Source organism: Peteryoungia algae, assembly GCF_030369675.1.
In the GTDB taxonomy this organism is placed as follows: Bacteria; Pseudomonadota; Alphaproteobacteria; order Rhizobiales; family Rhizobiaceae; genus Allorhizobium; species Allorhizobium algae.
The window spans coordinates 2,565,793-2,591,048 of record NZ_CP128477.1; the positions used below are offsets into that span (position 1 = coordinate 2,565,793).

The 25,256-nt window shown below is 60.7% G+C and carries 23 protein-coding genes; 6 read left to right on the forward strand and 17 right to left on the reverse strand.

The features are described from left to right. Positions 1–2: 2 nt before the first annotated feature. From QTL56_RS12225 to QTL56_RS12265, 9 genes are all read right to left on the reverse strand, one after another. On the reverse strand, positions 3–1,031 hold the full coding sequence (locus QTL56_RS12225) for a four-carbon acid sugar kinase family protein (RefSeq protein WP_245137903.1): 1,029 nt from the start codon (positions 1,029–1,031) through the stop codon (positions 3–5). A gap of 543 nt (positions 1,032–1,574) precedes the next feature. After that, entirely contained in the window at positions 1,575–2,345 is a 771-nt protein-coding gene (locus tag QTL56_RS12230; protein ID WP_245137904.1) for an SDR family oxidoreductase, read from the reverse strand. Continuing rightward, positions 2,342–3,376 carry a zinc-dependent alcohol dehydrogenase gene (locus QTL56_RS12235; RefSeq protein ID WP_245137905.1) on the reverse strand — a complete coding sequence of 345 codons (1,035 nt, stop codon included), beginning with the start codon at positions 3,374–3,376 and terminating at the stop codon, positions 2,342–2,344. Before QTL56_RS12235 ends, QTL56_RS12230 begins: the two co-directional genes overlap by 4 nt. 7 nt (positions 3,377–3,383) lie before the next feature. Further along, complete coding sequence (locus QTL56_RS12240; protein WP_245137906.1) at positions 3,384–4,481, reverse strand: mandelate racemase/muconate lactonizing enzyme family protein; 1,098 nt, start codon at positions 4,479–4,481, stop codon at positions 3,384–3,386. After that, positions 4,478–5,479, reverse strand: a complete 1,002-nt coding sequence (locus QTL56_RS12245; protein ID WP_245137907.1) for an ABC transporter permease — start codon at positions 5,477–5,479, stop codon at positions 4,478–4,480. The genes QTL56_RS12240 and QTL56_RS12245 overlap by 4 nt, the downstream gene beginning before the upstream one ends. A 3-nt stretch (positions 5,480–5,482) precedes the next feature. Beyond that, complete coding sequence (locus tag QTL56_RS12250; protein ID WP_245137908.1) at positions 5,483–6,478, reverse strand: ABC transporter permease; 996 nt, start codon at positions 6,476–6,478, stop codon at positions 5,483–5,485. Beyond that, positions 6,475–7,998 carry a sugar ABC transporter ATP-binding protein gene (locus QTL56_RS12255; RefSeq protein ID WP_245137909.1) on the reverse strand — a complete coding sequence of 508 codons (1,524 nt, stop codon included), beginning with the start codon at positions 7,996–7,998 and terminating at the stop codon, positions 6,475–6,477. Before QTL56_RS12255 ends, QTL56_RS12250 begins: the two co-directional genes overlap by 4 nt. A gap of 73 nt (positions 7,999–8,071) precedes the next feature. Then, positions 8,072–9,046 carry an ABC transporter substrate-binding protein gene (locus tag QTL56_RS12260; RefSeq protein ID WP_245137910.1) on the reverse strand — a complete coding sequence of 325 codons (975 nt, stop codon included), beginning with the start codon at positions 9,044–9,046 and terminating at the stop codon, positions 8,072–8,074. A 77-nt stretch (positions 9,047–9,123) separates the two neighbouring features. Then, positions 9,124–10,548, reverse strand: coding sequence for an aldehyde dehydrogenase family protein (locus QTL56_RS12265; protein ID WP_245137949.1), 1,425 nt, complete (start codon positions 10,546–10,548; stop codon positions 9,124–9,126). A 229-nt stretch (positions 10,549–10,777) separates the two neighbouring features. On the opposite strand from QTL56_RS12265, the gene QTL56_RS12270 reads away from it, so the two are divergent. Both QTL56_RS12270 and QTL56_RS12275 read left to right on the forward strand, forming a co-directional pair. Then, a complete protein-coding gene (locus QTL56_RS12270; protein ID WP_245137911.1) occupies positions 10,778–11,503 on the forward strand; it encodes an FCD domain-containing protein in 726 nt (241 codons plus the stop codon). Beyond that, entirely contained in the window at positions 11,503–13,125 is a 1,623-nt protein-coding gene (locus tag QTL56_RS12275) for a GMC family oxidoreductase (protein ID WP_245137912.1), read from the forward strand. Before QTL56_RS12270 ends, QTL56_RS12275 begins: the two co-directional genes overlap by 1 nt. A gap of 75 nt (positions 13,126–13,200) precedes the next feature. Here the strand turns inward: QTL56_RS12275 and QTL56_RS12280 are convergent, their stop codons facing one another. The 3 genes from QTL56_RS12280 to QTL56_RS12290 all read right to left on the reverse strand — a co-directional run bounded on the left by QTL56_RS12280 (position 13,201) and on the right by QTL56_RS12290 (position 15,783). After that, entirely contained in the window at positions 13,201–13,989 is a 789-nt protein-coding gene (locus QTL56_RS12280; protein ID WP_245137913.1) for an SDR family NAD(P)-dependent oxidoreductase, read from the reverse strand. Further along, a complete protein-coding gene (locus QTL56_RS12285) occupies positions 13,986–14,969 on the reverse strand; it encodes an LLM class oxidoreductase (protein ID WP_245137914.1) in 984 nt (327 codons plus the stop codon). Before QTL56_RS12285 ends, QTL56_RS12280 begins: the two co-directional genes overlap by 4 nt. Positions 14,970–15,075: 106 nt before the next feature. Further along, positions 15,076–15,783, reverse strand: coding sequence for an NAD(P)H-dependent oxidoreductase (locus tag QTL56_RS12290; RefSeq protein ID WP_245137915.1), 708 nt, complete (start codon positions 15,781–15,783; stop codon positions 15,076–15,078). On the opposite strand from QTL56_RS12290, the gene QTL56_RS12295 reads away from it, so the two are divergent. After that, a complete protein-coding gene (locus tag QTL56_RS12295) occupies positions 15,770–16,798 on the forward strand; it encodes a LysR family transcriptional regulator (protein WP_289393568.1) in 1,029 nt (342 codons plus the stop codon). The genes QTL56_RS12290 and QTL56_RS12295 overlap by 14 nt on opposite strands. Positions 16,799–16,975: 177 nt before the next feature. Here QTL56_RS12295 and QTL56_RS12300 read toward each other — a convergent pair whose 3' ends face one another. The 5 genes from QTL56_RS12300 to QTL56_RS12320 form a co-directional block, all read right to left on the reverse strand. Further along, a complete protein-coding gene (locus tag QTL56_RS12300; protein ID WP_245137916.1) occupies positions 16,976–17,785 on the reverse strand; it encodes a DeoR/GlpR family DNA-binding transcription regulator in 810 nt (269 codons plus the stop codon). A 95-nt stretch (positions 17,786–17,880) separates the two neighbouring features. After that, positions 17,881–18,945, reverse strand: a complete 1,065-nt coding sequence (locus QTL56_RS12305; RefSeq protein ID WP_245137917.1) for an ABC transporter permease — start codon at positions 18,943–18,945, stop codon at positions 17,881–17,883. Beyond that, positions 18,942–20,471, reverse strand: coding sequence for a sugar ABC transporter ATP-binding protein (locus QTL56_RS12310; RefSeq protein WP_229576190.1), 1,530 nt, complete (start codon positions 20,469–20,471; stop codon positions 18,942–18,944). Before QTL56_RS12310 ends, QTL56_RS12305 begins: the two co-directional genes overlap by 4 nt. Continuing rightward, the gene (locus QTL56_RS12315; protein ID WP_229576191.1) at positions 20,468–21,085 is read right to left on the reverse strand and encodes a DUF2291 family protein; all 618 of its coding nucleotides are present in this window, start codon (positions 21,083–21,085) and stop codon (positions 20,468–20,470) included. The genes QTL56_RS12310 and QTL56_RS12315 overlap by 4 nt, the downstream gene beginning before the upstream one ends. A gap of 71 nt (positions 21,086–21,156) precedes the next feature. Then, on the reverse strand, positions 21,157–22,098 hold the full coding sequence (locus tag QTL56_RS12320) for a D-ribose ABC transporter substrate-binding protein (protein ID WP_245137918.1): 942 nt from the start codon (positions 22,096–22,098) through the stop codon (positions 21,157–21,159). Positions 22,099–22,448: 350 nt separating this feature from the next. Here QTL56_RS12320 and QTL56_RS12325 point away from each other — a divergent pair, with 350 nt between their 5' ends. From QTL56_RS12325 to QTL56_RS12335, 3 genes are read left to right on the forward strand one after another with little or no spacing between them, the layout of a single operon-like run. Beyond that, positions 22,449–23,429, forward strand: a complete 981-nt coding sequence (locus QTL56_RS12325; RefSeq protein ID WP_229576193.1) for a sugar phosphate isomerase/epimerase family protein — start codon at positions 22,449–22,451, stop codon at positions 23,427–23,429. A gap of 44 nt (positions 23,430–23,473) precedes the next feature. Then, complete coding sequence (locus QTL56_RS12330) at positions 23,474–24,295, forward strand: transketolase (protein ID WP_245137919.1); 822 nt, start codon at positions 23,474–23,476, stop codon at positions 24,293–24,295. After that, positions 24,295–25,254, forward strand: coding sequence for a transketolase family protein (locus tag QTL56_RS12335; protein ID WP_245137920.1), 960 nt, complete (start codon positions 24,295–24,297; stop codon positions 25,252–25,254). Before QTL56_RS12330 ends, QTL56_RS12335 begins: the two co-directional genes overlap by 1 nt. Positions 25,255–25,256: the final 2 nt, after the last annotated feature.

Here is a 25,256-nt window from a genome sequence, read left to right on the forward strand (position 1 = left end):
TCCTAGCCCCTGACCCCGTCCAGTTTTCCAGCAAGCTTCGCCAGGGTGTCCGGCTGCCCGAAGCCCCCCGATTTGGCGATGATACAATGACCTTTGGCATGAGCCAGACCAAGGCCCGGCATGCATTCGCCCTCCAGGCGGAAACATTCAATGCCCATTCTATCCAGAACCTCTTCTGCTGTCGCACCGCCACACAGGAGTATGGTCTGCGCCTCGCTCGTCAAGCGCGGATGAACGCTCCTTGCCAGATTGGCCGAGACTTCCTGGGGCGAAATTCGCGTCTCCCCATCGGTCGCCTGCACCAGGATCATGGGTGCAGAGCCTGGCACCGAAGGCGCCATGACACCGTTTGGAGCGGGATTGAAGGCAACCATGTCGAGCTGTCGCAATTGCTCCGCCTGCTCGACGGTAATCCGGTCATGCGAGCCGATGACGAACAGGCCTTTTCCAACAGGCGGCGCGACAAGCTCGCCATCAGCCCGCCCCGTCATGCGACAGGCGAGTGCCTCGGCAAGGCCCCTTGCCCCGACCAGGAGATCGACACCGCCGGCCTTGGCCGTTTCCAGCACCTCGAGCAGGTCTTCCTGTTGCAGCGCGTCAGGAATGAGTGCGCGGGCTGCATGCTGCCCCAACACGTCTGCGATGGAGATCGGCGTCGCAACGCCGAAGCCCTCGATATATCCATCTCGCACCACCCGTTCGAATGCGGGGATGGCAGGCGCGACCAAAGCGCGCCGATAGGAAATCGCATCCAATTCCCGTGAGATATGACCTTTGAGCCGAGAATCGATCTTCTTGAACAGGGTAACCTGAGGAGGCAGCAACCCGAGGGCCTGTCGCATCGCCTGAAACGCCTTTTCCCGAGACCCCTCGCGGGACGCCAGATTGATCGAGAGAACCTCCGGTGACAAGGCCAGTCCCTGGGCGACCGCGCCGACTTTCAGGACGACTTCAGTGCGAAGTCCCCGTGCCGCGAAAGGGGCGGCTGTATCCAGTGCGCCGGTAAGATCGTCGGCAAGGATGACGAGCACGAAATCATTCCTAGTTGTTATCTTCGTGTTCGGAATATGGCTTTATTTTCATGGGAATGCAAATAAATACTAACAAATTATCGCCAGACACGTGCCGCTTCGTCACAGTCGAACGACCTTGGAAACATGAAGCAATCTGCATGCGAGAATACGAAGCAGCGCTCGCATGTTGAGCGCTGCTCCGTATCCAAGTTCGGGCAACAGATCGCTAAAGTCGCGAATGTGGTTGTCGACATTGCGACTGCGTGCTTTCGGCCTTCCGGTGTATCCCGGGCAAGGGCCGTGGCGATGAAGGCGCAGACAGCCCGGCGCCCGCTCTTTCCTGCAACTGCTGAATGCCCCCGTCGGGGCCTTCAAGGCGAACCGGCGTGGTTCGAAAGCTCGGGAAACAGCTGCCGGTGCGAAACGGCAGCATTGCGCGAGGCGCCGTTGCAGACCCAAAAAACCTGCGTCGACCGGACCGTCGGGAAGATGGACCGCCAGCGCAACCGGCAAATGCCGGCTTTTCTGACGACCCCGCCACCTGTTCCCTCAGCCACCGCCTCAGCGGCCCAGCCAGCCACCATCAACCATCATGACGGTCCCGTTTACGTAATTCGACGCGGAGGACGAGAGAAACACGACCGGTCCGGCGAAGTCTTCCGGCTGCCCCCAACGGCCAGCCGGTATCCGCTCAAGTATGGATCTCGAGCGATCAGGATCGTTGCGCAAGGCTTCGGTATTGTCGGTGTCAATATAGCCAGGCGCAATTGCGTTGACATTGACGCCTCGACCCGCCCACTCATTGGCGAAAGCCTTGGTCAACTGACCGATAGCGCCCTTCGAGGCAGCATAGCCAGGAACGGTGATGCCACCCTGAAAGGTCAGCAGTGAGGCGGTGAATATGATCTTGCCGCTGCCGCGCTCAACCATATGTCGCCCGATTTCCCGGGTCAGGACGAACTGCGAGGACAGATTGACCTCGATGACCTCATCCCAGATCGCATCGGAATGTTCTGTAGCAGGTGCGCGTCGGATCGTGCCGGCATTGTTGATCAGAATATCGATCCGGGGATTGTCCGCCAGAATCTGCGCGGCAAACGCCGTCACGGCCTTGCGATCGGCGAAATCGCATTGATAGCCGCGAAAGGATCGACCAGCGGCCAGAACATCGCCTTCGACGTCACTTCCGCTTGTTTCAAGGCTGGCGCTTACGCCGATAATATCGGCTCCCGCTTCGGCGAGCGCCTTGGCCATGCCGCGCCCAATCCCGCGTTTGGCGCCGGTAACAAACGCGGTTTTCCCGGAAAGATCAAAACTTGTCATAACGCTCATGCCGGCTCCTCCGAAACCTGAATCATCGACTTCATCGCATTGGGGTTCTTGGTCAGCGCCTCAAAGGCACCCTGAATCGCGTCGAGCCGTTGAATATCGGTAATGAAATTGTCGCAATCCACAACTCCGTCTTCCAGCAGAGCCATGGCCTGCTCGAAATCCTGCGGATGATAGACCCGCGCGCCAAGCATTTCCAACTCGCGCCAGAAGAACTGGAACAGATCGATCTGCGGCTTGCTGGCATGGATCGCCACCATCACGATCCGGCCGCGCGTTGCCGCAACGGCCGTCATCAGGTCGACACCGGGCTGCGTGCCCGACACCTCGAACACGACATCCGCGCCCTTGCCGTTCGTCGATTCCGCGACAAATGCCGCGGCATTGACCAGCTTGGGATTGACGGTGCGGAAACCCAGCTTTTCAGCGAAGGCCAGCCGGTTCTCATTGATCTCCGAGATCGTGACTTGGCCGCCGGCATGGCGGGCAACCAGCGCCACCAGCAGGCCGATCGGTCCACCGCCAATGACCACCACATCCTCGCCTGGCTGGAGGCGCGCGCGCTTGACGTCGTGGCAGGCCACCGCCAGAGGTTCGATCAGGGCCGCATGCCGCAGGCTCAGATTGTCCGGCAGGACATGGATGGTATGGGCCGGCACATTCCACTTCTGCTGGAACGCGCCCTCCGTATCGATGCCAATGAATTTCAGGTTATGGCAAATGTGCTGATGCCCCGCATCACAAGCCGGGCAATGGCCACAGGCGTCGAGCGGACGCACGACGATACGCTGTCCGGCGGCGAGCCCCTCGACGCCCTCACCGATCGCTGAGATCGTGCCGGACATTTCATGGCCGACCGTGCGCTCGAAGCCGACGCGCTTGTCCATGTGCCCGAGATAGATATGCAGGTCGGTTCCGCAGATGCCGCAATAGGCGACATCGATCTGAACTTCGCCTTTGGCCGGCGGCGCAACCTCGCGGGCTTCGAGTGTAAACGTCTTGTTGCCGCGATAGACGGCCGCTTTGCTGGTCATGGGAACCTCATGCTTTCAAAGTGTTTTCGGATTCGAGCTTCGCCCAATCGAAGGTGACCCCGATACCAGGAGTGTCAGGAGCCACGGCCATCCTGTCTTCGACCACAAGCGGCCGGGTGGTATATTGGTCGATGGGAAAGGAATGGACCTCAATCCAGCCCGCATTGCTGCGCGCCGATACCAGGCTGACATGGAGCTCCTGCATGCCGTGGCTGCAGATCGGCACGCCATGTTCCAGCGACAGATCTGCGACCTGCAGGAAGCCGGTGACGCCACCGCAATTGGAAGCGTCGGGCTGCACGAAGCTGAGTTTGGCTTGGTCGAAGGCATAGCCGAACTCGTGGATGGTGTGCAGGTTTTCGCCCATGGCGAGTGGCATGCCGGTTGCTTCGGCGATGCGCGCATATCCTGCATAATCGTCGGGAATCGTCGGCTCCTCGAACCAAAGCAGATCATAGGGCGCAAAGGCCTTCGCCGCCTCGATCGCCTGATCCACGCTCATTGAGTAGTTGGCATCGACCATGAAGGCGACATCGGGGCCGATCAGCTCGCGCACCGCCCTGATGCGCTCCAGATCCTCTGCAAGGCTTGGCTGACCGATCTTGATCTTCACCCCGTCGAAGCCGCGCGCGATATAGCTGCGGATACTGTCCAGAAGCTTGGGCAGCGGGAAGTTCAGGTCGATGCCTCCGCAATAGGCGCGGCAACGATTGGAAGCGCCGCCCGCCATCTTCCACAGCGGTTCGCCCAGACGCCTGCCGCGCAAGTCCCACAGTGCGATGTCGATAGCCGAAATCGCGAACGAGGCGATGCCGCCCCGCGCGACATAATGCACATGCCACTGCATGGCATCATAGAGCTCCTCGACCGGTTCGGCATCGCGGCCGATCAGGAACGGCGCCAGATCGTGTTCGATCATCGCCGCGATCGCGTGACCACCCTTGCCGCCCGTATAGGTATAGCCCGTCGCGGTAGCGCCATTCTCCAGCGTGACAGTGGCTGTGATCAATTCGAAATGATGGTGATCGCCATGCTTGGCATCAACCAGCACTTCGGCAAGCGGAATATGAAACAGTCTCACTTCGATTGTGCTGATCTTGGTCATTGCGTCATGCCTGTCTTGCGCGGACCGGAGATCCCGCGCGTTTGAAGAAGAATAACTGCAAACAGGAAGCCACCCCGGATAACCATCTGCCAATAGGCGCTCATGCTGATCGTGCCCCGGCCATTCTCGAAATTGAGGATATTGAACACCAGGCCGAGCAGCAGCGCACCGGCAATGGTGGCCGGGATTGACCCGATGCCGCCCGTCAGGAGAGTCCCGCCAACCACGACGGAGGCGATGGCGGAGAGTTCCCAGCCGACGCCCTCAAGCGGTTGACCGGCGCCGAAACCGGATGCGAGGAAGACACCCGCCAGTCCGGCACAACCGCCACTCAGCGCATAGACGAAGAGCTTGGTGCGATCGACATCCAGACCCATCAGTCGCGAAGCGTCTTCCGAACCGCCGACGGCGAGCACGACGCGGCCCAGTGAACTGTGCTCGAGAAGCACCCACAAAGCGATGGCAACGCCGGCGACGATCAGGATAGCCCACGGAAAGAGCCCGAATGCGCTTTCCATGCCGAGACGGGTGAAATTGGATCCCCAATCGACCGCAATGGTCTCCGCGCCAGAGATGATCAATGCCCCGCCCTTTGCGCCCAGCATGGTGGCGAGCGTGGCGATGAACGGCGGAATGCGCATACCGACGATGAAGAAGCCGTTGAGAACTCCGATCAGCACGCCGGTGGCGACACCGCAGGGCAGCGCCACCTGAATGCCATAGGGCGACATATAGGCGGCAACGACAGAGGTGAACGCCGCCACCGAGCCGACCGACAGATCGATACCGCCGGTCAGGATGACGAAGCACATGCCGAGCGAAATCAGGATGAACATCGCATTGTAGTTGAGGAAGGAACTGAAGTTGTACGCCCCGCCGAAGTTGTCGTAGCGCAGCAAGCCAAACAGGATGAGCATGGCAAGCGCGATCCAGACGCCGGTGGTCTGCGAGTTGCCGCGCAGATAGCGGCGCAGATCGAATGCCGATTGATCAAGCATCTCCTAGTCCTTTCGTCCTTGCTGGATGTAGACGGCGAGGATGATGATCCCGGCCTTGGCGACCAGAGCGACTTCGTCCGCAACGCCGTTTGCGAGAAGCGTGTATCGAACCAGCTGGATGATCACCGCTCCGAGGATGACGCCGAAGACAGGGGCACGCCCCCCTTGCAGCAGGGCGCCACCGACCACGGCTGCTGCAATGGCATCCAGTTCCATCAGATTGCCGATGCGCGCTGCATCAGAGGCGGAATTGATGGCCACGACGATCAGGCCGGCGAGTCCCGCCAGACCGGCGCAGATGACATAGGCGCCGATCTTGATGCGCTTGACCGGCGCGCCCGTCAGCCGTGCTGCCGTCTCGTTGCCGCCGACAGCGAGCAAGTAGCGACCGAACAGGGTCCGGTGCACGAGCCACCAGATGACAATCGCCAGAGCCAGGACCAGCCAGCCCTGAAACGGCAATCCGAGGATCTTGCCCGTTCCGAGATAGCTGAACGCCTTGTTGCTGAAGGTCTGCAGATTGCCGTTGGTCAGCACCTGGGCGATGCCCCGGCCCGAGATGAACAGGATCAGCGTGGCAATGATCGGCTGCACATTCAAAAGGCTGACGAGCGAGCCGTTGAAGACCCCGCAACCGAGCGCCACCACCAGCGGCACGGCGATAGCCGCCGTCAACCCGAGAACCGGATAGGCCTGGGCGAATTCGGAGGTGAAGATCAACGGAGCCAAGGCCCCGGCCAAGGCCATGACAGCGCCGACGCTGAGGTCGATGCCGCCGGTGGCGATCACCAGCGTCATGCCGACGGCGACGATCGAAATCGTCGCCACCTGACTGATGTTGACGAAGAAGGTTTGCAGGCTGACGAAATTCGGCGTGACCATGACATTGAACAACAGGATCAAGGCAAGGGCGATCAGGCTGCCATGCTGCCGGACAAAACCGGCGCCAGACGCATATGTTCGCGACGGGCTCGCGAGAGGAAGCTCGGTAGTGCTCATGCTGCATCTTCCTGATGATGGTGGGCAATAGCTGCAACGAGCGCGTTCTCGGTAATGCCGGGATTCTGTAGCTCCGACACGGTATGCCCGGCCTGCAGCACGACGATCCGGTCGGCACCCTCCACGAGTTCCTCAAACTCGGAACTGATCAGCAAGACACTGCCGCCTTTCGATACATAGTCACGTATGATGGACTGAATCTCGAGCTTGGCCCCGACATCCACACCGCGGGTCGGTTCGTCGAGAATGAGCAAGTCCGGTTCATTGGAGAGCCAGCGCGCCAGCAGCACCTTCTGCTGATTGCCGCCCGACAATTCTCTGATCGGTTGCTCCATGCTGGAGGTCTTGATACCGAGAACCTTGATGTAATGTTCGACCAGAGCGCGTTCGCGCTTGCGGTCAATGGCGCCGGCCCAGGTCAGTTTGGGCAGAAGCGCCAGCGTCAGGTTCTCGCGAACCGACATGTCGGGCACGATGCCCTCGGCCTTGCGGTCTTCTGCGAGGTAGCCGAGACCTGCTGCGATCGCATTGGCCGGGCTCCTTGGCTGTGACAGTTGATCGCCGATACGCATCTCGCCCTTCACCAGGGGATCGACACCGAAGATCGCCCGCGCCACTTCCGTGCGCCCGGACCCCAAGAGACCACCGAGGCCCACGATTTCACCGCGCCGAACCGTCAGCGATGCATGGCGCAGGCTGCGGCCCGTTGCGATATCGGTTGCCACCAGCAGCAGTTCGCCAGGTTCGCTCTCCGCGCCGCCAAGGCTGGTCATGCCAGCCGCGGCGATATCGTCCGGATTGCGGCCGAGCATGTCCGCGATCAGGTCCAGCTTGGTGCAATCGGCAATGTCACGACGACCGACCGTCACGCCATCGCGCATGACCGTCACGCGGTCGCAGATCTCAAACAGCTCTTCGAGAAAATGGGAAATGTAGAGCACCGCAATGCCAGCAGCTTTCAGCGTCCGCACGACGTCGAACAGAATGGAAACCTCTCGGTCGTCCAGCGATGACGTCGGCTCGTCCATGATGACCAGCTTGGCATCCAGCGACACGGCTCGGGCAATCGCAACCAGTTGCTGGACCGCCGTGGAATAGCTGCCAAGCGGCGCGCGCACATCGATGTCGATACCGAAACGCGTGAGGATCTCGCTCGATCGCCGATGCGCTTCCGGCCAGTCGATCAACCCGCCGAAGCGGCGCGGTTCGTAGCCCATCACGATGTTTTCGGTGACGCTGCGCAAGGGCACCAGATTGAGTTCCTGGTAGATCGTGGCGATCCCTGCATCCTGCGCCTCGCGCGGACCTGCTATGTTGAGTTCCTTGCCGGCAAAGTGAACAGAGCCCGCATCCCGGCGATAGACCCCCGTCAGGATCTTCACCAACGTCGACTTGCCAGCGCCATTCTGGCCAATCACGGCATGCACCTCACCGGGCGCAATTTCGAGCTGCGCTGCCATCAGCGCTGCCACGCCTCCAAAGGTCTTTGATATTCCGTCCATACTGACAAGCGGCTGCATTCCATACCTCACGATCGCGCCGGGAAAGGAGCCAGGAGAAATGCCCCAAGGCACCTCCCCTGGCACGGAAGGATCAGTAGGCTTCAGCGATATGATCGGCCGCGTTTTCCTTGGTGAAGATCCGGTCCTTGACCTGAACCCAGGGCTCGATCTTCTCTCCGGCGGCGTAACGCTTCATCACGTCGCAGGCGAGCGGACCGAAGAAGGGCGAGCTTTCCACCGTCACACCCATCTTGCCATCGGAAATGGCCTGCAGGGCATCACGCGTACCGTCGATGGAGACGATCGTGACGTCTTCACCGGGCTTGCGGCCGGCAAGTTCCAGTGCCTGGATCGCGCCGATCGCCATTTCGTCATTGTGCGCATAGACGATATTGACGTCGGGATGGGCCTGGAGCAGCGTTTCCATGACCTGACGCCCGAGGTCGCGGGCGAAATCGCCGGTCTGCGATGCGACGATCGTAAAGCGCGGATCCTTCGCAATCCGCTCATCGAAGCCCTTCTTGCGATCATTGGCCGGAGACGAGCCGGTCGTGCCTTCCAGCTCGACGATCACGCCCTTTTCCCCCTTGAAATTCTCGATGGTCCATTCGGCAACGCGTCGACCCTGATCGACGAAATCCGAACCGAGAAACGCGACAAAATCTTCCCCGGCCTTGGCGGAATTCGGATCGACGGAACGGTCGACCAGGAAGGTCGGGATGCCGGCGGCCTTGGCCTTCTTGACCGCTGGGATGAGCGGCTTTTCCTCGCGCGGCGGCAGGAACAGGACATCGATGCCCTGGGCGATCATGGAATCGACATCGGCAACCTGCTTGGCAGCCGAGCCGGCTGCATCCGTGGCGATCAGGTCCCAGTTGCACTTCTCAGCCGTGTCATGGAACGACTTGGTTTCGGCAATGCGCCACGGATTGTTGCTTTCCATCTGGGAAAAGCCAACTTTGTACCGTTCCTTTTGAGCCAGCGGCGGCGGCTCAGCCGAGACTGTGACGGCGGATGCAGCAAAGCCGAAGATGGCCGCCGATGCCAGAAGCAATGTCCTGTTCATGTGTTTTCCTCCACTTGGTGCGACGGACCTCCTCCGTCGCGGTTGCGTTGCGGCCCGTCGGAACCTCAACCCGGGGACTATCCCCAATTCAGATAGAGCGTCTGCTTACGCAGATAGCCGTCAAACCCATACTTGCCGTCCTCCCCGCCAAGGCCGGATTGACCCCAGCCCGTATGGAAGCCCTGGAACTGTTCGCCATTGGCGCGGTTGAAATAGATCTCGCCAAATTTCAGCGCCGCCGGTGTACGCATCAACCGCCTGTAATCGCGGGTGAAGACATAGGCCGAGAGGCCGTAGTCGGTATCATTGGCAAGGGCGACTGCCTGTTCGAAGCTCTCGACTTCCATCGCCGCGACCACCGGACCGAAGACCTCCGTCTGCATCACCGGCGAGGCATTGTCGGCAACCGACAGAACCGTCGGCGAATACCAATGTCCCTTGGCAAAAGCGCCGTCCTTCAGCGGTCCACCCGGCAGAAGGATTTCGGCCCCTGCCTTGACCGCCTGATCGACGATCTCCTTGATCTTGGCGATTTCCGCCGAGTTCACCTTCGGGCCGAGATCCGGATCGGTCATCGGATCGCCGATCGTGAGCCGCGCGGAGCGCAGCACGAACTTCTCGAGAAACTCCTCGGCAATGGCGCGATGAAGATACATCCGCTCATTGCAGGTGCAGATCTGTCCGCAATTGGTGTAGCGCGCAGCCACGGCCGCCTCGACCGCCGCATCGATATCGGCATCGTCCATGACGATGAACGGCGCCTTGCCGCCAAGTTCCAGGCGGAGCACCTTCAGGGTTTCGGCGGCAGTGGCGAAGATCTCCTTGCCGGCGCGCGTGCTGCCGGTCATCGTCACAAGAGACGTCACCCGACTTTGTACCAGAGCACGGCCAACCACTGGCCCACGCCCGGTGACAACATTGAACACACCCGCTGGAAGACCCGCCTCGTCGGCCAGCAGCGCCAGAAACAACCCCGAAAGCGGCGTGACCTCATGGGACAGGAGGACCACCGTATTGCCCGCCACCAGAGCCGGCGCCAGCTTTCGCGCGGCAAGCGCTGCCGGATAATTCCACGCCGTCAGGGCCACCACGACGCCAAAGGGATGACGGCGAATCTGGATTTCCTCGTTGATATTGTCGGACGAAACTATGTCGCCCTCGATCCGCCGGGCATTGCCGGCATGGTAACGCAGGAAACCGAGCACAGCGCCAACTTCACCCCTGGCCTGGCCAATCGGCTTGCCCTGCTCCATCGTGATGATCTGTGCGAGTTCTTCTGCGCGCATCGCCACTCGGTCAGCCAGCTTCACGACGAAGTCGGCTCTCTGAACAGCCGGAAGGGCGGCCCAGGCGGGTTGCGCAGCCTTCGCTGCATCCAGTGCGACATCCGCATCCTCGGCGACGCCTTCCGGGATCGTGGCAATGAGGGATTCATCCGCGGGATTTTCCACCGCCAGGGCGTTGCGGCCGGCGCCGTCGATCCAGCGCCCCCCCACATACATCATCCCCTGTATAGGGGTCCCGCCGCCTCGCTCGAACCGCATTGCCAAACCTTTTCGTCGTACCAAACTTACGCAGAACCTAGATAATGGACGCACCAAAAGTCAAGTCGACTTAGGCAAGATTCTAAATTTCATGCATAAACACTGGTATTTCAGCGCAAAACCATTGATTGCCAGATCGAAAACGGTAGATTGCTGCTAGATTTTAGACAGACCAAAGGCGGCCATCATGCGCAACCAAACCGCGGAAGACAGCAGACAAGGCGGACGTGCCGCCGATTGGGTCATCGCCAACATCCAGGAGGACATCCTCTCCGGCGCGCTTGAGAATGGCGCGCCGCTTCCGGCCGAGCGGGAGTTGATGGAACGGTTCGGAACAAGCCGCACCGTCGTGCGCGAAGCAATCACAACGCTTTCGAGTCGCGGCATGATAGAGGCCCGCCCCCGCTATCGCCCTGTCGTGCGCAAGCCCGGCTACGACACGGCCTTGTCCACAGTCGGCAGCATCGTCAAGCTGCTCATCGGTGAGCCCAGTGGCGTCCGAACGCTTTATGAAAGCCGCGTCTTCATGGAACGCGCCCTGTCGCGCGACGCCGCGCGTCTGGCAACGCGTGACGACATCAATGATCTGCGCGCGGCGCTGGCGGCCAATCACGACGCAATCGACAACTCGGTTCGCTTCTACAATACCGATGTCGCCTTCCATGGGGTGCTCTACCGGATTCCGCGCAATCCGATCTTCCCTGCCGTCCACGAGGCCTACACCTCCTGGCTGGCACCCCACTGGGAGCGCATGCCCCGCTCGCCGGAACGCAACCGCATGAACTATCTCAGCCACAAGGCGATCTTCGATGCCATCGTCGATCGCGATGGCGATGCCGCCGAGAAAGCGCTGGAAACGCATCTGTCGGCTGCGTGGGAATATGTGCGCGGCACCTTCGAGGTTCAGGACTGATGACCGATCGCTACGACCACATCGTCATCGGCGGCGGCGCGGCAGGCTGTGTTGCAGCCGCCCGGCTGGCGCGGGACGGAAAGGCAAAGGTCCTGCTGCTGGAAGCCGGCCATTCCAATCGGCATCCCCTTCTCGACATGCCGCCGGGCATCTTCAAGATGATCAACGGCTCGCGTTACATGCGCTATCACCGCACTGTCGCACAGCCTCATCTCGACGGTCGCGTCCATGAGATCGCGCAGGGAAATGTTCTGGGCGGCGGTTCGTCGGTCAACGCACAGGTCTATATGCGTGGCAGGCCAAGCGACTACGACGAGTGGGATACATTGCTGGAGGGCAGCAATGACGGGGTCGGCTGGGGCTGGAAAGATGTCCTTCCGCACTTCCGCCGGATGGAGGGCAACAATCGGCTCGGAGGCGACCTGCATGGCAATGAAGGTCCGCTGCTCGTGTCTGATCCCGGGCATATCGACCAGACCTCGCGCTGGTTCGTCCAGGCTGTCCAGAACATGGGTGTCCCCTTCAACCCCGATTTCAACGGAACCAGTCAGAAGGGCGTGGGCTTCTATCAATTCATGAATCGCGACGGCAAACGGTCCTCATCGGCCTATGCGTTCATCGAACCGGAGAAGAACAACCCCAAACTCACGGTGCAGTTGCGCTGCGAAGTGTCCGAGATCCTGTTTGACGGTGATCGCGCCTGTGGTGTCGCGTTCCACAAGGACGGCGGCCCGAGACAGGAAGTCCATTGCAGCGGCGACATCGTTCTGTCGGCCGGCGCACTGGTAACGCCCAAGCTTTTGATGCTCTCGGGCATCGGCCCGTCGGATCATCTGGCCGAGCATGGCATTGCCTGCCGGCACCATGCGCCAGGTGTCGGGCAGAACTTGATAGACCATCCGGAAGTCCCGATGTCGGTCTATCTGAACGGAGCTTATGGCTATTATCGCCAGGGCGAAGGCTGGCACATGCTACGCAATGGCCTGCAATTCAAGCTCTTTGGCACCGGGCCAATCACCACGGCTGGCGTTGAGGCTGGCGCTTTCATCAACCCGCACGATCCGGACGGGATACCGAGCATCCAGGCCTTTTGCGTGCCGATCGTCTATGTCGATCGCGACCGGCGCGACCTCGTGAAGGATGGTTACGGCCTGACGATTACCACCGTGGTCGTTAAGCCGCGATCACGCGGCGAAGTTCGTCTTGCCTCCGCCGATCCCGCAGCCCCGCCCCTGGTGTCGCCCAACCTGCTGAAGGATGATGCCGATATGCGCGAGATGATTGCGGCGCAACGCTTCTTTCTCAAGGCGTTCCGCCAGTCGCCGCTGGCGTCCAGAGTAGACAGGATAGCGTTGCCGCAAAGTCCTGATCTGTCCGACGAAGGGCTTCACACCCACTGCAAGGCCTTCGTCAAGACCAACTATCACCCGGCCGGCACCGCGCGCATGGGCCCGGATGGGGACCCGCTCGCGGTTCTGGATGCGCGGATGCGTGTGCGCGGGATAAGGGGACTCAGGGTCTGCGACATGTCTGCGGTTCCTGATATCAATGCCGGCAACACCAATGCACCCGCCATGATGCTCGGAGACCGCTGTGCCGACATGATCATGGGCCGGATATAGAACTGCAGCGGAGCTCGCGTTGGACTCGATGCGAGTGTACCGCGGCGTTCTCGCAAAGGTCCTCGGCTCCTCGCGTCATTCCCCGGCCAGATCGCGGATGGCCTGCATGACAGCGGCAACGTGATCAGTGTCTTTTGCCGCGGCATGGGGATTGGCAAACCGCCCGCCGTCATTGTCGTAATACTGGCCTGAAGCCTTGGCGAATTCGTCCGACAGCGCGGCGCGGCGCAGGATGTCGGCGCCGATGCGCAGGTCGTTGCCTGCAACACCGAAACCTTCCTTCACCATCTTCGACGCCAGCAGCGAGCCGGGGTTCACCGCGACGAAGACCGGGCCATCGGGATGCTGCCGCGCCATTTCCTGCGTCCAGATCGTGATCGCCAGCTTGCTTTGCGCATAGGCACCCATGTGATCGAGCGCGACCTCGCCCCGCAGCGCGGCCAGATCGACCGGAGCTTGCGCAGCCGAGGACAGGTTCACCACACGACCATCCCGCGAAAGGCACGGAAGCAGGGCCTGCGTCAGCACATACGGCGCAATGGTATTGACCACGAAGCGCACATCCAGTCCTTCTGGCGTTCGCGTCTGCGATGTCTTGTAGACGCCCGCATTGTTGATGAGGACATCCAGCCTGTCATGGCGCGAAAGAATTGTCTTGGCCAGCGTACGCACCTCATCCAGCCGCGCAAGGTCGGCAAGGTAGGTTTCGGGGGTGCCGCCCAGCTCGCGCGCCACCGCTGCCAATTTGTCGGAGCTGCGTCCGTGCAAAAGGACATTGTGTCCCTCTGCAGCCAGCGTTCGAGCCGTCAGAAGTCCGATACCGTCGGTCGCGCCGGTAATGAGAATGGTCTTGGCCCTGGTCATGATTGTTCCTCAGCATTGGAGAATTCCGGTAGCAGCGCCTCGGCAAGGCGATGCATCGTGTCATCGATATCGGCGCCGCTGAAGCGAAGATTCAGCGCGACATGGTTGATGCCGAGGTCGCGCAGTTCGGCAAGATAGCGCTTGAGGAATACCGTGCCGGATTGGAAGCCCAGATGGATCGGCCGCGGCGGGGCATCCGGCTGCTCGACAAGATCTACATAGAGTGACTGCATCACCGGTTTGTCAGGCAGTCCAGCCTCGGCAATCCGACGACGATAGTCCGCAACCACTAGGCCCTGCGCGGCAGCATCGCGCGGATAGGTCATCCAGCCATCGCCGTTCCGGGCCACCCACTCGGCCGATTGCTGACTGCTGCCGGTGATCAGCAGCGGCAAGCCACCGGCGGTCGGTTTCGGAAGCATGTCGATCCCGCCCGTCAGGATGCCTTGTGCTGTCTCTATACGGGGGTAGCTCTCGGCCATCGCGCGGATGTAGTCCACGCTGTCGCGAAACCGCGCGCCGCGATCGGGGAAGGACATGTTGAGCGCCGGGTATTCGTCGGGCCGGTCGCCCGAGGCGATGCCGAGCAGAAGCCGCCCGCCAGACAGCGCATCCGCCGAGGCGGCGGCCTTGGCCACATGCGCGGGATGGCGCAGCGGCAGCACCATGCTGGCCACTCCAAGCGCGATATTGCGCGTCGCCATGGAGAGCGCGCCGAGATAGACAAAGGGATCGAAGACCTGCCCGGCGTCACCGAAAGACGGCACGTTGAACGGCACATCGCGCAGCCAGAGTGCCGAGAAACCCAAACTGTCGGCCAGTTGTGCGCGTTCGATGTGTCGCGTCAGATCCGGAACCGGGTCGTGGCCATGCGGGTCCAGCGGCACGACCAGCCCGACGCTCAGGCGCCCGGGCCGAAAGACCGCGTTGTAGGCGCGGTTCAGGGTCTGGAAGTTCCTCATCTCGACCTTCTCCAGCATGTCTTCTCTCCCGTCGCCTCTATTCCTCGCTGGACGGCACAACGTCGAGCACGGAAGTATGAACCATTTGGAAGGCTCCTTTCCTTGCGGCTGTCGAACCTGAACGTCAGAACCAGCTGACCGTTTCCGCCATGCTGCGACGGGTCTTGGGAAATTCGGGATCCTTGGCGCGGTAGCCGAAGGCGAACATCACCGCGGGTTTCCACTTGCCGGTGTCGATTTCGAAATGCTGCGCCAGCGTCTGGGTCGTACGCCCCATGTCGAAACCTTCGATCGGGCAGCTATCGATGCCGATCAGGGCGCCCGCGGTCATCATGTTGGCCAGAACGATATAGGCCTGCTTGCCCGACCAATCGGTGATCTGACGATCCGTCGTGATGCCGTGGTCGGTGGTCTGGAACTTGCCATAGGCGCCGTTGAACATCTCGATCACCGGTTCGGGCAGCTTCTTGACCGTCCGGTAGTGATCCACAAGGTAGTCTGACCCAGCCGTCATCGTCTCAGCGGTACTGGCAAGTATGATGCCGAAATGGCTCGCCGTGCCCAACTGACCGGCAGAACCATTCATGATGCCGTTCGCCCCCCAGGAGAACTCGCGGAACAATTCCCGCTTTTCCGGGGTCTGGATGATCAACACCTTGAAGGGCTCGTGCCCGAACGAGGTCGGCGACAGCCGCGCGGCCTCAAGGATCGTCTCGAAGGCCCTCTCGTCGATCTTGCGTTCGGGGTCGAAGACCTTGGTGGCATGGCGGAAGTTGAAGGCGTCGATGATCTGGGCCTGGATGTCGGGAAGAATCTTGGTGATCGCGTTCATGGCTCATTCCATTGGTGCTGTGTTTCGCTGCCCAACAGATATCACTTGCAATTTTGAATTAAATCAGCAGCCTCCGGAGTTCAGTTTTCGGATTTTGGATATAATGGTGATGGATACTGACTGCTTGCGTCTGTTTGTTTTGGCAGCCGAACGGCTCAACATCAGCGACGCCGGACGCGCGCTTGGTCTGGCTCCGGCGGTCGCGAGTGCGCGTCTTGCAAAACTTGAAAACGAGCTAGGCGTCGAGCTTTTGCGCCGCACGACGCGCAAAGTTTCCCTGTCGCTCGACGGATCGGATTTCCTGCCCTACGCCCGGGAAATCTTGGCGCAGGCGGATGCCGCGCGTGCCGCCTTGGGTGGTGCCGGGACGGATCTGAAGGGAACGCTGCGCTTCGCGGCTCCGAGCAGTTTCGCACAGCTCCACATCATGCCCCTGCTGCCTGAATTTTACGCGCGCTATCCCAATCTCACACTTGACCTGCGGCTCTCCGACACACGCTTCGACCTGATCGAAGGCAGTTTCGATCTTGCGCTCAGAAGCGCGCCGCTGACCGACAGCAGCCTGAAGGGGCGCAAGCTTTCCGACGACACTCGCATCCTTTGCGCATCGCCGGGCTATCTTGAAAGCCGTGGGACGCCTGTCTCGCCATTTGAACTGGCGCGTCATCAGTATATCGCCTGGAGCAACCTGGAGCCGCGTAGCCTGGTAAACGCGACGGGAGAGACCGCGGTGCTCGAGCCAGGCCAGATGACCTGCCGTGCCATCGTCGATGATGGCGATGCGCAGCGTGAGGCGACCATAGCCGGTGCCGGGATCTCGGTGAATTCACTCTGGAGCGTCGCCCACGAGATCAAGTCAGGCAGACTTGTTCGGATCCTTCCCGGCTGGCGACTGAACGAGCCCACAGTGCTTTGGCTCGTCTATCCGAAATCAAATGTTCTGACGCCGAAAACCCGTATTTTCATAGACTTTGTGACCGACCGGCTGGGCAATCGCCCCGAGTGGTCCGCCTGAAACTGCCGGCTGTCGCGGCCCGAGGTATCAACCAAGCGCCTCGATGCTGGCGCTTCAGCAATGCGTGCCGGATTGCGCGACCGGGACGCAAACACGCTCGCTCCCCCAGTGGGAAAGAGAGCTCAGGGAAAGAGAGGAGAAGCAGGGATTATCGAGCCCGGCTTATGTCCGCGATCATCATGTTGCGACAAGAACTTCCACGCCACGGCGCTCGAATTCCTTGGCGACACGGTCCGGTATGCCGTCGTCTGTAATCAGGGACTGGATGACGTCCAGCGATCCGAGACGGGTGAACGACGACCGCCCGATCTTTGTTGAGTCCGCAACCAGATAGACATGGGCTGCCGCCTTGATCATCGCTTCCTTGAGCTGCAGATCGGCAAAGCTCGGATAGGTCAGCCCGGCCTCCAGATCGACGCCGGCCGTGGCGAGAAAAAGCTTCCCCGCGAAAATATTGCTGAAATACTCAACCGACTTGTCACCCGACAGGGACAGCGTCGGCGATTTGAACTGGCCTCCCGGCATATGGACGGCGAAAGTCGGCACCGCCCCCAAGATGATCGCGATGTTGAGTGCATTGGTGATCAGGGTGAGGTTGCGGCGATTCGCCAGCCGCATGGCGATCTCGGTCGTGGTCGTGCCCGCGTCGAGGATCAGCGTCTCGCCATCCTTCACCAGACTGGCGGCCAGAGTGCCGATCTTGCGCTTCTTGTCCATGTTCTCCTGGTGATGCAGGGCCATGGTGCCCATCTGGGGCGCGGCGGAATTCAGATAGGCGCCACCATGCTCGCGCGTGATGAACCCTTCGTTTTCCAGCCGTTCGAGATCCTGACGGATCGTCGCCTCGGAGACGTGGAATGCAGTTGCCAGCTCGCGCACGCGCGCCGAGCCCTCTTCCTGCAACCATTCGAGGATACGCCGACGCCGTGGCTCGGACAGCAAGCCCACCATGGATTCGGAAGAATCGTTTTCTGTCTTCGCGTCCATGTCTCGACAAACCTCGAATTTCGCAAGCAAACAGCAGTGTTTCGATCTTAACCCACGGCTCCCTTACAACAAGTGCCCGTCAGTTGAAATACTCATCACGCTTGGTTCTGCAGGACCACACGGGCCTGCAGCTTCTGCTGCACCTGATCGACCACGACGGCAGCGATGATCACGAGTCCCTTGATCACGGTCTGCCAGAAGGAGGAGACGCCCATCATGATCAGGCCATCGGCCAGGATACCGATCACGAATGCGCCGACGATCGTCCCGCCAATGCGACCGCGGCCACCGGACATGGAGGTTCCGCCGAGGACGGCCGCGGCAATCGCATTCAGTTCGAAGGTCTCGCCCGTCGCCGGATGGCTTGCCTGCAGCTGCGAGGCAATGATGAGGCCGACCAGAGCGGCACAGAAGCCGGAGAACATGTAGACGAAGAGCTTGATGCGATCGACATTGACGCCGGACAAGGCAGCCCCGCGCTCATTGCCACCAACCGCATAGATGTGACGACCCAGCGGCGTCCGTGTCGCGAGATAGGCGGCGGCGAGCGCAACGACCACCATGATCCAGACCGAGAGGGGGAAACCGAGCAAGCTCCCCGAGCCGATCAGCCTGAAGGTGTCGGAGCCATACTCGGCATTGCCGGCAAGGTTCGGGAACGTCCGGCCGTCGGAGAAAAGAAGGGCAGCACCTCGGGCAACATAGAGAATGCCGAGCGTCGCGATGAAAGGCGCGACATTAAGCTTCGTGATCAGTAACCCGTTGATCAACCCGATCAGGATCCCGACGACAGCGACGACCAGGCAGATCTCGAGCGTGTTGAACTGCAGGCTCCAGCCGATCTGCAGGTCAATGCCGTAAAGCACCAGCCAGCCAGCAACCATGGCGCACAGACCGACGATCGAGCCAACGGAGAGGTCTATGCCGCCTGACACGATGACGAAGGTCATGCCGATGGCAAGCAGCGCATTCAGCGCCACATGCTTCGAAATGATCAGCATGTTCGCCCCCGTCAGAAAGTTTGGCGCAGCGACGGCGAAGAAGGCAAACACGAGAATCAGGGCGACGAAGGTGCGCATCTTCAGGAGAAGCAGCAGCATGGAGGTTTGCGAAGATGGACCGACAGCCTTGCTGCCGTGGGCGGTGACGGAACTGCTCATGAAGATTTGACCTTGTTCAGATTGGGCGTCGCGGCGGAGATGACGTCCGCGGCGGCGGCACCGGCCGGAAAGTCACCGGTGAGCCTGCCATTCGCCATAACGAGAATGCGATCGGAGAGAGCGAGAACCTCCTCCAGATCCGAGGTAACGAAAAGGATGCCGAGACCATCGGCCGCCAGCTTGCGCATGGTGCGGAAGATTTCGGCCTTGGCGCCAATGTCGATGCCGCGAGACGGCTCGTCCATCAACAGGATGCGTGGCTTGGTCATCAGGGCCTTGCCGATGACGACCTTCTGCTGGTTGCCGCCCGAAAGGCTCGACACGGGATGTTCGAGGCTCGCGATCTTGATCGCCATGCGCTTGACGAATTCTGCGGCCTTGGCCGCTTCCGCCTTCAAACTCAGGTGGAAGACCCGGGTGAAATCGCCGAGCGACGAGAGCGTGAGATTTTCACGAATACTCATGATCTGCACCAGACCGTCGCGCTTGCGGTCCTCCGGGATCAGCGCGAGACCGCGCCTGATCCGCCCGGACACACTACGCTCCTTGACGCGCTCTCCGCCAATGAAGAGCCTGCCTGCCGAGGCAGGATGCTGCGCCATGATACATTCCAGAAGTTCCGACCGTCCGGCCCCCATCAATCCGTAGAGACCGACAATTTCTCCCGATCGCACCGAAAGCGACATGTGATCGACCACATATCCGCCGGCAGGGCTGGGCAAGCAGACATCTTCGACGCGGAAAATCTCGTCGCCGAGCGAAGTGTGCTCGGTCTTCGGAAACTCCTTGGAGGCGCTGCCGATCATGTTCGAGACGATCCAGGGAATATCGACCCCCTCCATGGAGCGTGCGCCGGTGATCACCCCGTCGCGGAGGACGGTGATATAGTCTCCGATCCGGATCAGTTCTTCGAGCCGGTGGGAAATATAGACGATGCCCACACCCTGGCGCTTCAAGTCGCCAATGACGCGAAACAGCACCTCGACCTCGGCGGCAGAGAGGGCCGACGTCGGCTCATCGAGGATCAGGATACGTGCGTCTTCGGCAAGCGCTTTGGCGATCTCGACGATCTGCTGCTGGCCTATCCGCAAGTTGCCGAGCGGCATGTCGGGATCAATGTCCTGCTCCAGACGCTTCATGAGCGCAGCCGCGACGGCCCGTTGGGCGGCCCTGTCGATGTGGACCCCGCCGACCGTCTTCTCGTGGCCGACGAAGATATTCTCCGCGACAGTCAGGTTGGGAAAGAGATTGAGCTCCTGAAAGACGATACCCACGCCATGGCGCGCCGCATCCGTGCGGTCGGCAAAAACGACAGGCTTGCCGTCGAGTGAAATGGTGCCACCATTCAGCTGCTCGACCCCCGCGATAACCTTCATCAACGTCGACTTGCCGGCACCGTTCTCGCCAACCAGAACGTTGACCGCCCCCATGCGCAGATCGAAATCGACATTCTTGAGGGCTTGCGTTCCCGGATAGATCTTCGACCCGGAGCGGATCGTGAGCCCGATGGGATGCGCCTCGCTCATGGCACGACCTCCACGCTGACAGGTGTCACGAGCGGCTTCTCGCCAGCGGAACGCAGAACGGTGGCGCCGAGAAACTCGACCGTCTTGCCGTTCAGCGCGCTGTCGGCTGATATCGTCGACACGGCACGATCATTCAGCGCGCGGCCAAGCCGCGCATATTCGATCTGATCGCGAAACGCAGAGAAATCATAGAGTGGTGTCGCGTCGCGAAGCGCCGAACCCTTCACGACGGGGCCGAGTTGCAGGATCGCGTCAGCCGTTCCGTCGCCGTCGAGATCGACTTCGGCAACCGCCGCCTTTGAGGCGCGGTCTTCGGCGACGACCCTGCCCTTGCCCTTGACCGCGAAATTCCAGCCACCGCCGGCACCACCGACGCGCAGGCCATATTTGCCACCCGCATCATCCAGCCCGGCCGTCACCGCATCGAGCAGGACGGAAAGATCGACTGCTGTTTCGGACAGGGTCGAAACGAGTTTCGCCTCGAAGGTTTCGGACACGAGCGCCTCGATCGGATCGACCGCCGCTTGATCGGCACTCTCGGTTTTCACAAGCTTGCAGCCCGAAAGGCTCAACGCGACCAGGAGGCCGGCTGTGAACAGGATGGGTTTCATCATCAAAGACCATTTTCTTCAACTGAGACGACCACCCGGCGCGCAAGCGCCCCGGGTGGTCTTCAGGCACGAAATCACTGCGAGATAGCAAATGTCTCGAGCTTGGAGGCATTGTCCTTGTTGACGAGAATGCAGTCCATCAGCTGCTTTTCATCGAAACCTGTCGAACCGGTCTTGATGAACTTGTCTGCCTGTTCGACCGCCAGCTGGGCCTGCTGATAGGCAGGCTGCAGAACAGTCGCCTTGATGCCGTCCTTCAGGATGGAATCACGGACATCGTTTGAGCCGTCGAAGCCGACAACGATGACGTCCTTGCGACCGGCAGCCTCGAGAGCGGCGTACGCGCCCATGGCCATGGTGTCGTTACCCGAGATGACACCCTTGATGTCGGGATGGGCCTGGAGCATCGATTCCATCACCGTATAGGCTTCGGTCTGTGACCAGTTCGCAGTCTGGCGAGCGACCATCTTCATGTCCGAATACTGGTCGATCACGTCGTGGTAACCCTGCGAACGGATGCCGGCATTCGTGTCGGATTCCTTGCCGACGAGTTCGGCGTAATTGCCTGTCTCACCCATCAGCTTGACGAACTCTTCTGCCCCGAGCTGCGCACCCTGGTAGTTGTTCGAGACGATCTGCGAGACGGCAACACCCGTCGCCGTGATCTCGCGGTCGATCAGGAAGGACGGAATGCCCTTGTCCTTGGCCTTCTGAACGGCCGCCACCGAGGCATCAGCACCGGCGTTGTCGAGGATGATTGCCTTGACGCCGGCCGCGATGGCGGAATCGAACAACTCGCTCTGTTTGTTGGCGTCATCGTCATGGACCATGATCATCGTTTCATAGCCAAGCTCCTTGGCTTTGGCCGCAGCACCGTCGGCTTCGGCCTTGAAGAACGGATTGTCGTGGCTCGGTGTGATGATCGCGATGGTATCGGCCGCCATGGCAAAGCCCGGCACAAAGCCGGACAGGGTCAATGCGCAAACAGATACGAGAAAACGGCGTGAAATTTTCATTAGAACCTCCCTTACTCCAAGCCACCTCCTTGTGACCTACTGCATTTTCTATCGAATGATTTCGATTGATGTCAATCTATTTTTGTTTGACTCTCGGCACTTACGTTCCTGGACTCGTCGGGTACGGACTTCGCGCGAATAAGACTCCATAAACGCTGCAATGCAGCAAATTTAGATCCGAACACGGAAAAGCTCTTGTCGCACACCTAAAATTATGGAAGATATCGAAATCAAACAAAAGCAAACGAAAGCCTTCCACATAGATCGCAGGCGCCGCGAAAGCATCGCGACCCGGGGCAAGCAGACCTGCGAACAGGTGGACGGATTTCTCTAACTGGAGGACGCACCCTATGACGACCCAACGCTTCGGCGCCGGAATCTGGCATTTCGCAACCTATGTCGATCGCTACGCGACCGACGGCTACGGCACTCCACGCAGTGTCATCGACGCGATTGACCTTGCCGGCCAGGTGCGCGACCTCTCGGTTGTCGACATCAACTACCCCTTCTTCGGCGGAGACTTCACCAACGCCGAGATCAAGACCGCTCTCGACCGCAACAATCTCGGCGTCATCGGCATCACTCCGGAAATCTACACCCGGGAATTTTCCAAGGGTTCCTTCACCAATCCGGATGCCGGCATCAGGAGACGGACCCACGAACTGGTCACGGAAGCCTGCGACCAGGTTCGCTATTTCGGCGCTGACTATGTAAAACTCTGGCCAGGCCAGGATGGCTGGGACTATCCCTTCCAGGTCGACTACGGCACGTTGTGGAAGCACTCGCTCGACGGTGTCGGCCAATTGGCGAGCGAAAACCCCGATCTGAAATTCGTCATCGAGTACAAGCCGCGCGAACCGCGGGTTCGCATGAGCTTCGGCTCTGTCGCCCGCACGCTTCTCGGCATCGAGAAGATCGGCCTGCCGAACATCGGCATTCTCCTGGATTTCGGTCATGCGATCATGGGCGGGGAATGCGCCGCCGACAGCGCGCAGCTCGCCATCGACTATGGTCGGCTCTTCGGCATGGACGTCAACGACAACTACCGCAGCTGGGATGATGACCTTGTCGCGGGCAGCCTGCATCCGATCGAGTTGTTCGAATTCTTCTACGTGCTGAGGAAGAACAAGTGGGAAGGTGTTTGGCAGCTCGACCAGTTCCCCTTCCGCGAGGACAGTGTCGCGACCGCCAACCACGCCATCGACTTCCTGAAAGCCGCAGACAAGGGTCTTGAGACACTTGATCTCGACGCCCTGAAGGAAGCGCAGAGCCGACACGACGCGATCTCAGCCTTGCGGATCGCCCAGAAGGCTCTCTTCGGCGCCATGTGAGCGCAGGTTGCAGTGGGGTCCTCCCCAACGGAAAGGCTTGTTGAATGCTGAAGAACGATACCGTTCAGACCATCCGCGAGAAGGCGCTATGGATGCGCCGTCGCGCCTTCAAGATGGTCTATGACGCCCAGCTTGGGCATCCGGGCGGGGATTTTTCCGCCATTGATATCATCGCCACGCTCTACTTCGGCGTGATGCGATACGACGCGACGAAACCGGCCCTCGAGAGCCGCGACCGGTTCATCATGTCCAAGGGTCATGCGACCGGCGCGCTTTACACAGCACTCTGTGCAGCGGGCTACTATCCCGAGGATTGGCTGGATACATACATGCAGCCGAACTCCAGACTGAACGGCCACCCGAACAGGAATTACCTGCCAGGCGTGGAAACCAACACCGGGCCGCTCGGACATGGCTTGCCTGTCGGGCTCGGCATTGCAATCGCCGCCCAGATCTCGGAGCAGGCTCATCGCACATTCGTACTGACTGGCGACGGGGAACTGCAGGAAGGCTCCAACTGGGAGGCGGCAATGACCGCCGGCCATCGAAAGGTCGAAAATCTGACCCTGATCGTTGACCGCAACCGTCTTCAGCAGGGAATGGGCACCGAGGAGACCAATGGTCTGGATCCCCTCGACGAAAAGTTCAGGGCCTTTGGCTGGGAGGCATTGATGGTGGATGGCCATGATATCGGCGCCCTCCTCGACGTCCTGGCGACACCGCGCATGGGCAGGGGCCGTCCGCTCTGCGTGATTGCCAATACTGTGAAAGGCAAGGGTGTGTCCTTCATGGAAAACAAGGCATCCTGGCACCATGGCGTGCCTAATGCCGAACAGTACGGAATTGCTTTGGAGGAACTCGTCTGATGGCCGCTCCCGCCAAGAAACAGGAAGGTTTCCACGACTGCCGTGACGCCTGGGCTCGCACGCTCGAGGACCTCGCGGCCCGGGATCCGCGGATCGTCGCCGTCGTCAACGATTCCGTCGGCTCGTCGAAGCTCGGCGGCTTTCAGAAGGCGTTTCCCGAGCGTCTGGTCAACGTCGGCATCGCCGAGCAGAACATGGTCGGCGTCGGCGCCGGCCTTGCCAATGGCGGCAAGATCCCCTTCGTCTCGGCCGCCGCGTGTTTCCTGACCGCTCGCGCCCTGGAGCAGATCAAGGCAGACATCGCCTATGCCCGCTTCAACGTGAAGCTCGTCGGCCAGTCGTCCGGCGTGGCCTATGGCGAGCTTGGCCCCACGCACCACTCGATCGAGGACTTTGCCTGGCTTCGTCCGCTCGACGCCGTCACAGTCATCGTGCCTTCAGACGCCTGGGAAACGGCAGAAGCGGTCAAGTGGGCAGCAGCCCATGAAGGTCCTGTCTATCTGCGCCTGAGCCGCATGCCGGTGCCGGACCTTGACATCAAGAACCGTATCTTCCGCCACGGAAAGGCCGAACTTGTTCGAGACGGCAGCGACGTGACCGTGATCGGCTGCGGCACCACCGTGCACCTGGCGCGTCAAGCTGCCGAAAAGCTTCAGGGCGAAGGCATTTCGGCCCGCGTCCTCAACATGGCGACCCTCAATCCGCTCGACGAGGAGGCGCTCGCTGCCGCCGCCGGCGATACCGGTGCGATTGTCACCGTGGAAGAAGCCAATATCCGCGGCGGTCTGGGCGGCGCTGTCGCCGAATACACGGCCGGACATCAGCCGGTCCCGGTGGAGCGGGTCGGATTTCCCGGTTTTGTCGTCACCGGCTCCGTGGACTTCCTCTTCGAGCATTACGGCATCACAGCCGACGGGATCGCCGCGGCAGCCCGCCGGGCGCTCGCGCGCAAGCGGTGAGC

Coding starts and splice junctions, on each gene's coding strand:
- QTL56_RS12230 (WP_245137904.1), bottom strand. CDS start 2,345: ATGAGCGTTATGACAAGTTTTGATCTTTCCGGGAAAACCGCGTTTGTT.
- QTL56_RS12235 (WP_245137905.1), bottom strand. CDS start 3,376: ATGACCAGCAAAGCGGCCGTCTATCGCGGCAACAAGACGTTTACACTC.
- QTL56_RS12240 (WP_245137906.1), bottom strand. CDS start 4,481: ATGACCAAGATCAGCACAATCGAAGTGAGACTGTTTCATATTCCGCTT.
- QTL56_RS12245 (WP_245137907.1), bottom strand. CDS start 5,479: ATGCTTGATCAATCGGCATTCGATCTGCGCCGCTATCTGCGCGGCAAC.
- QTL56_RS12250 (WP_245137908.1), bottom strand. CDS start 6,478: ATGAGCACTACCGAGCTTCCTCTCGCGAGCCCGTCGCGAACATATGCG.
- QTL56_RS12255 (WP_245137909.1), bottom strand. CDS start 7,998: ATGCAGCCGCTTGTCAGTATGGACGGAATATCAAAGACCTTTGGAGGC.
- QTL56_RS12260 (WP_245137910.1), bottom strand. CDS start 9,046: ATGAACAGGACATTGCTTCTGGCATCGGCGGCCATCTTCGGCTTTGCT.
- QTL56_RS12265 (WP_245137949.1), bottom strand. CDS start 10,548: ATGTATGTGGGGGGGCGCTGGATCGACGGCGCCGGCCGCAACGCCCTG.
- QTL56_RS12270 (WP_245137911.1), top strand. CDS start 10,778: ATGCGCAACCAAACCGCGGAAGACAGCAGACAAGGCGGACGTGCCGCC.
- QTL56_RS12275 (WP_245137912.1), top strand. CDS start 11,503: ATGACCGATCGCTACGACCACATCGTCATCGGCGGCGGCGCGGCAGGC.
- QTL56_RS12280 (WP_245137913.1), bottom strand. CDS start 13,989: ATGACCAGGGCCAAGACCATTCTCATTACCGGCGCGACCGACGGTATC.
- QTL56_RS12285 (WP_245137914.1), bottom strand. CDS start 14,969: ATGCTGGAGAAGGTCGAGATGAGGAACTTCCAGACCCTGAACCGCGCC.
- QTL56_RS12290 (WP_245137915.1), bottom strand. CDS start 15,783: ATGAACGCGATCACCAAGATTCTTCCCGACATCCAGGCCCAGATCATC.
- QTL56_RS12300 (WP_245137916.1), bottom strand. CDS start 17,785: ATGGACGCGAAGACAGAAAACGATTCTTCCGAATCCATGGTGGGCTTG.
- QTL56_RS12305 (WP_245137917.1), bottom strand. CDS start 18,945: ATGAGCAGTTCCGTCACCGCCCACGGCAGCAAGGCTGTCGGTCCATCT.
- QTL56_RS12310 (WP_229576190.1), bottom strand. CDS start 20,471: ATGAGCGAGGCGCATCCCATCGGGCTCACGATCCGCTCCGGGTCGAAG.
- QTL56_RS12315 (WP_229576191.1), bottom strand. CDS start 21,085: ATGATGAAACCCATCCTGTTCACAGCCGGCCTCCTGGTCGCGTTGAGC.
- QTL56_RS12320 (WP_245137918.1), bottom strand. CDS start 22,098: ATGAAAATTTCACGCCGTTTTCTCGTATCTGTTTGCGCATTGACCCTG.
- QTL56_RS12325 (WP_229576193.1), top strand. CDS start 22,449: ATGACGACCCAACGCTTCGGCGCCGGAATCTGGCATTTCGCAACCTAT.
- QTL56_RS12330 (WP_245137919.1), top strand. CDS start 23,474: ATGCTGAAGAACGATACCGTTCAGACCATCCGCGAGAAGGCGCTATGG.
- QTL56_RS12335 (WP_245137920.1), top strand. CDS start 24,295: ATGGCCGCTCCCGCCAAGAAACAGGAAGGTTTCCACGACTGCCGTGAC.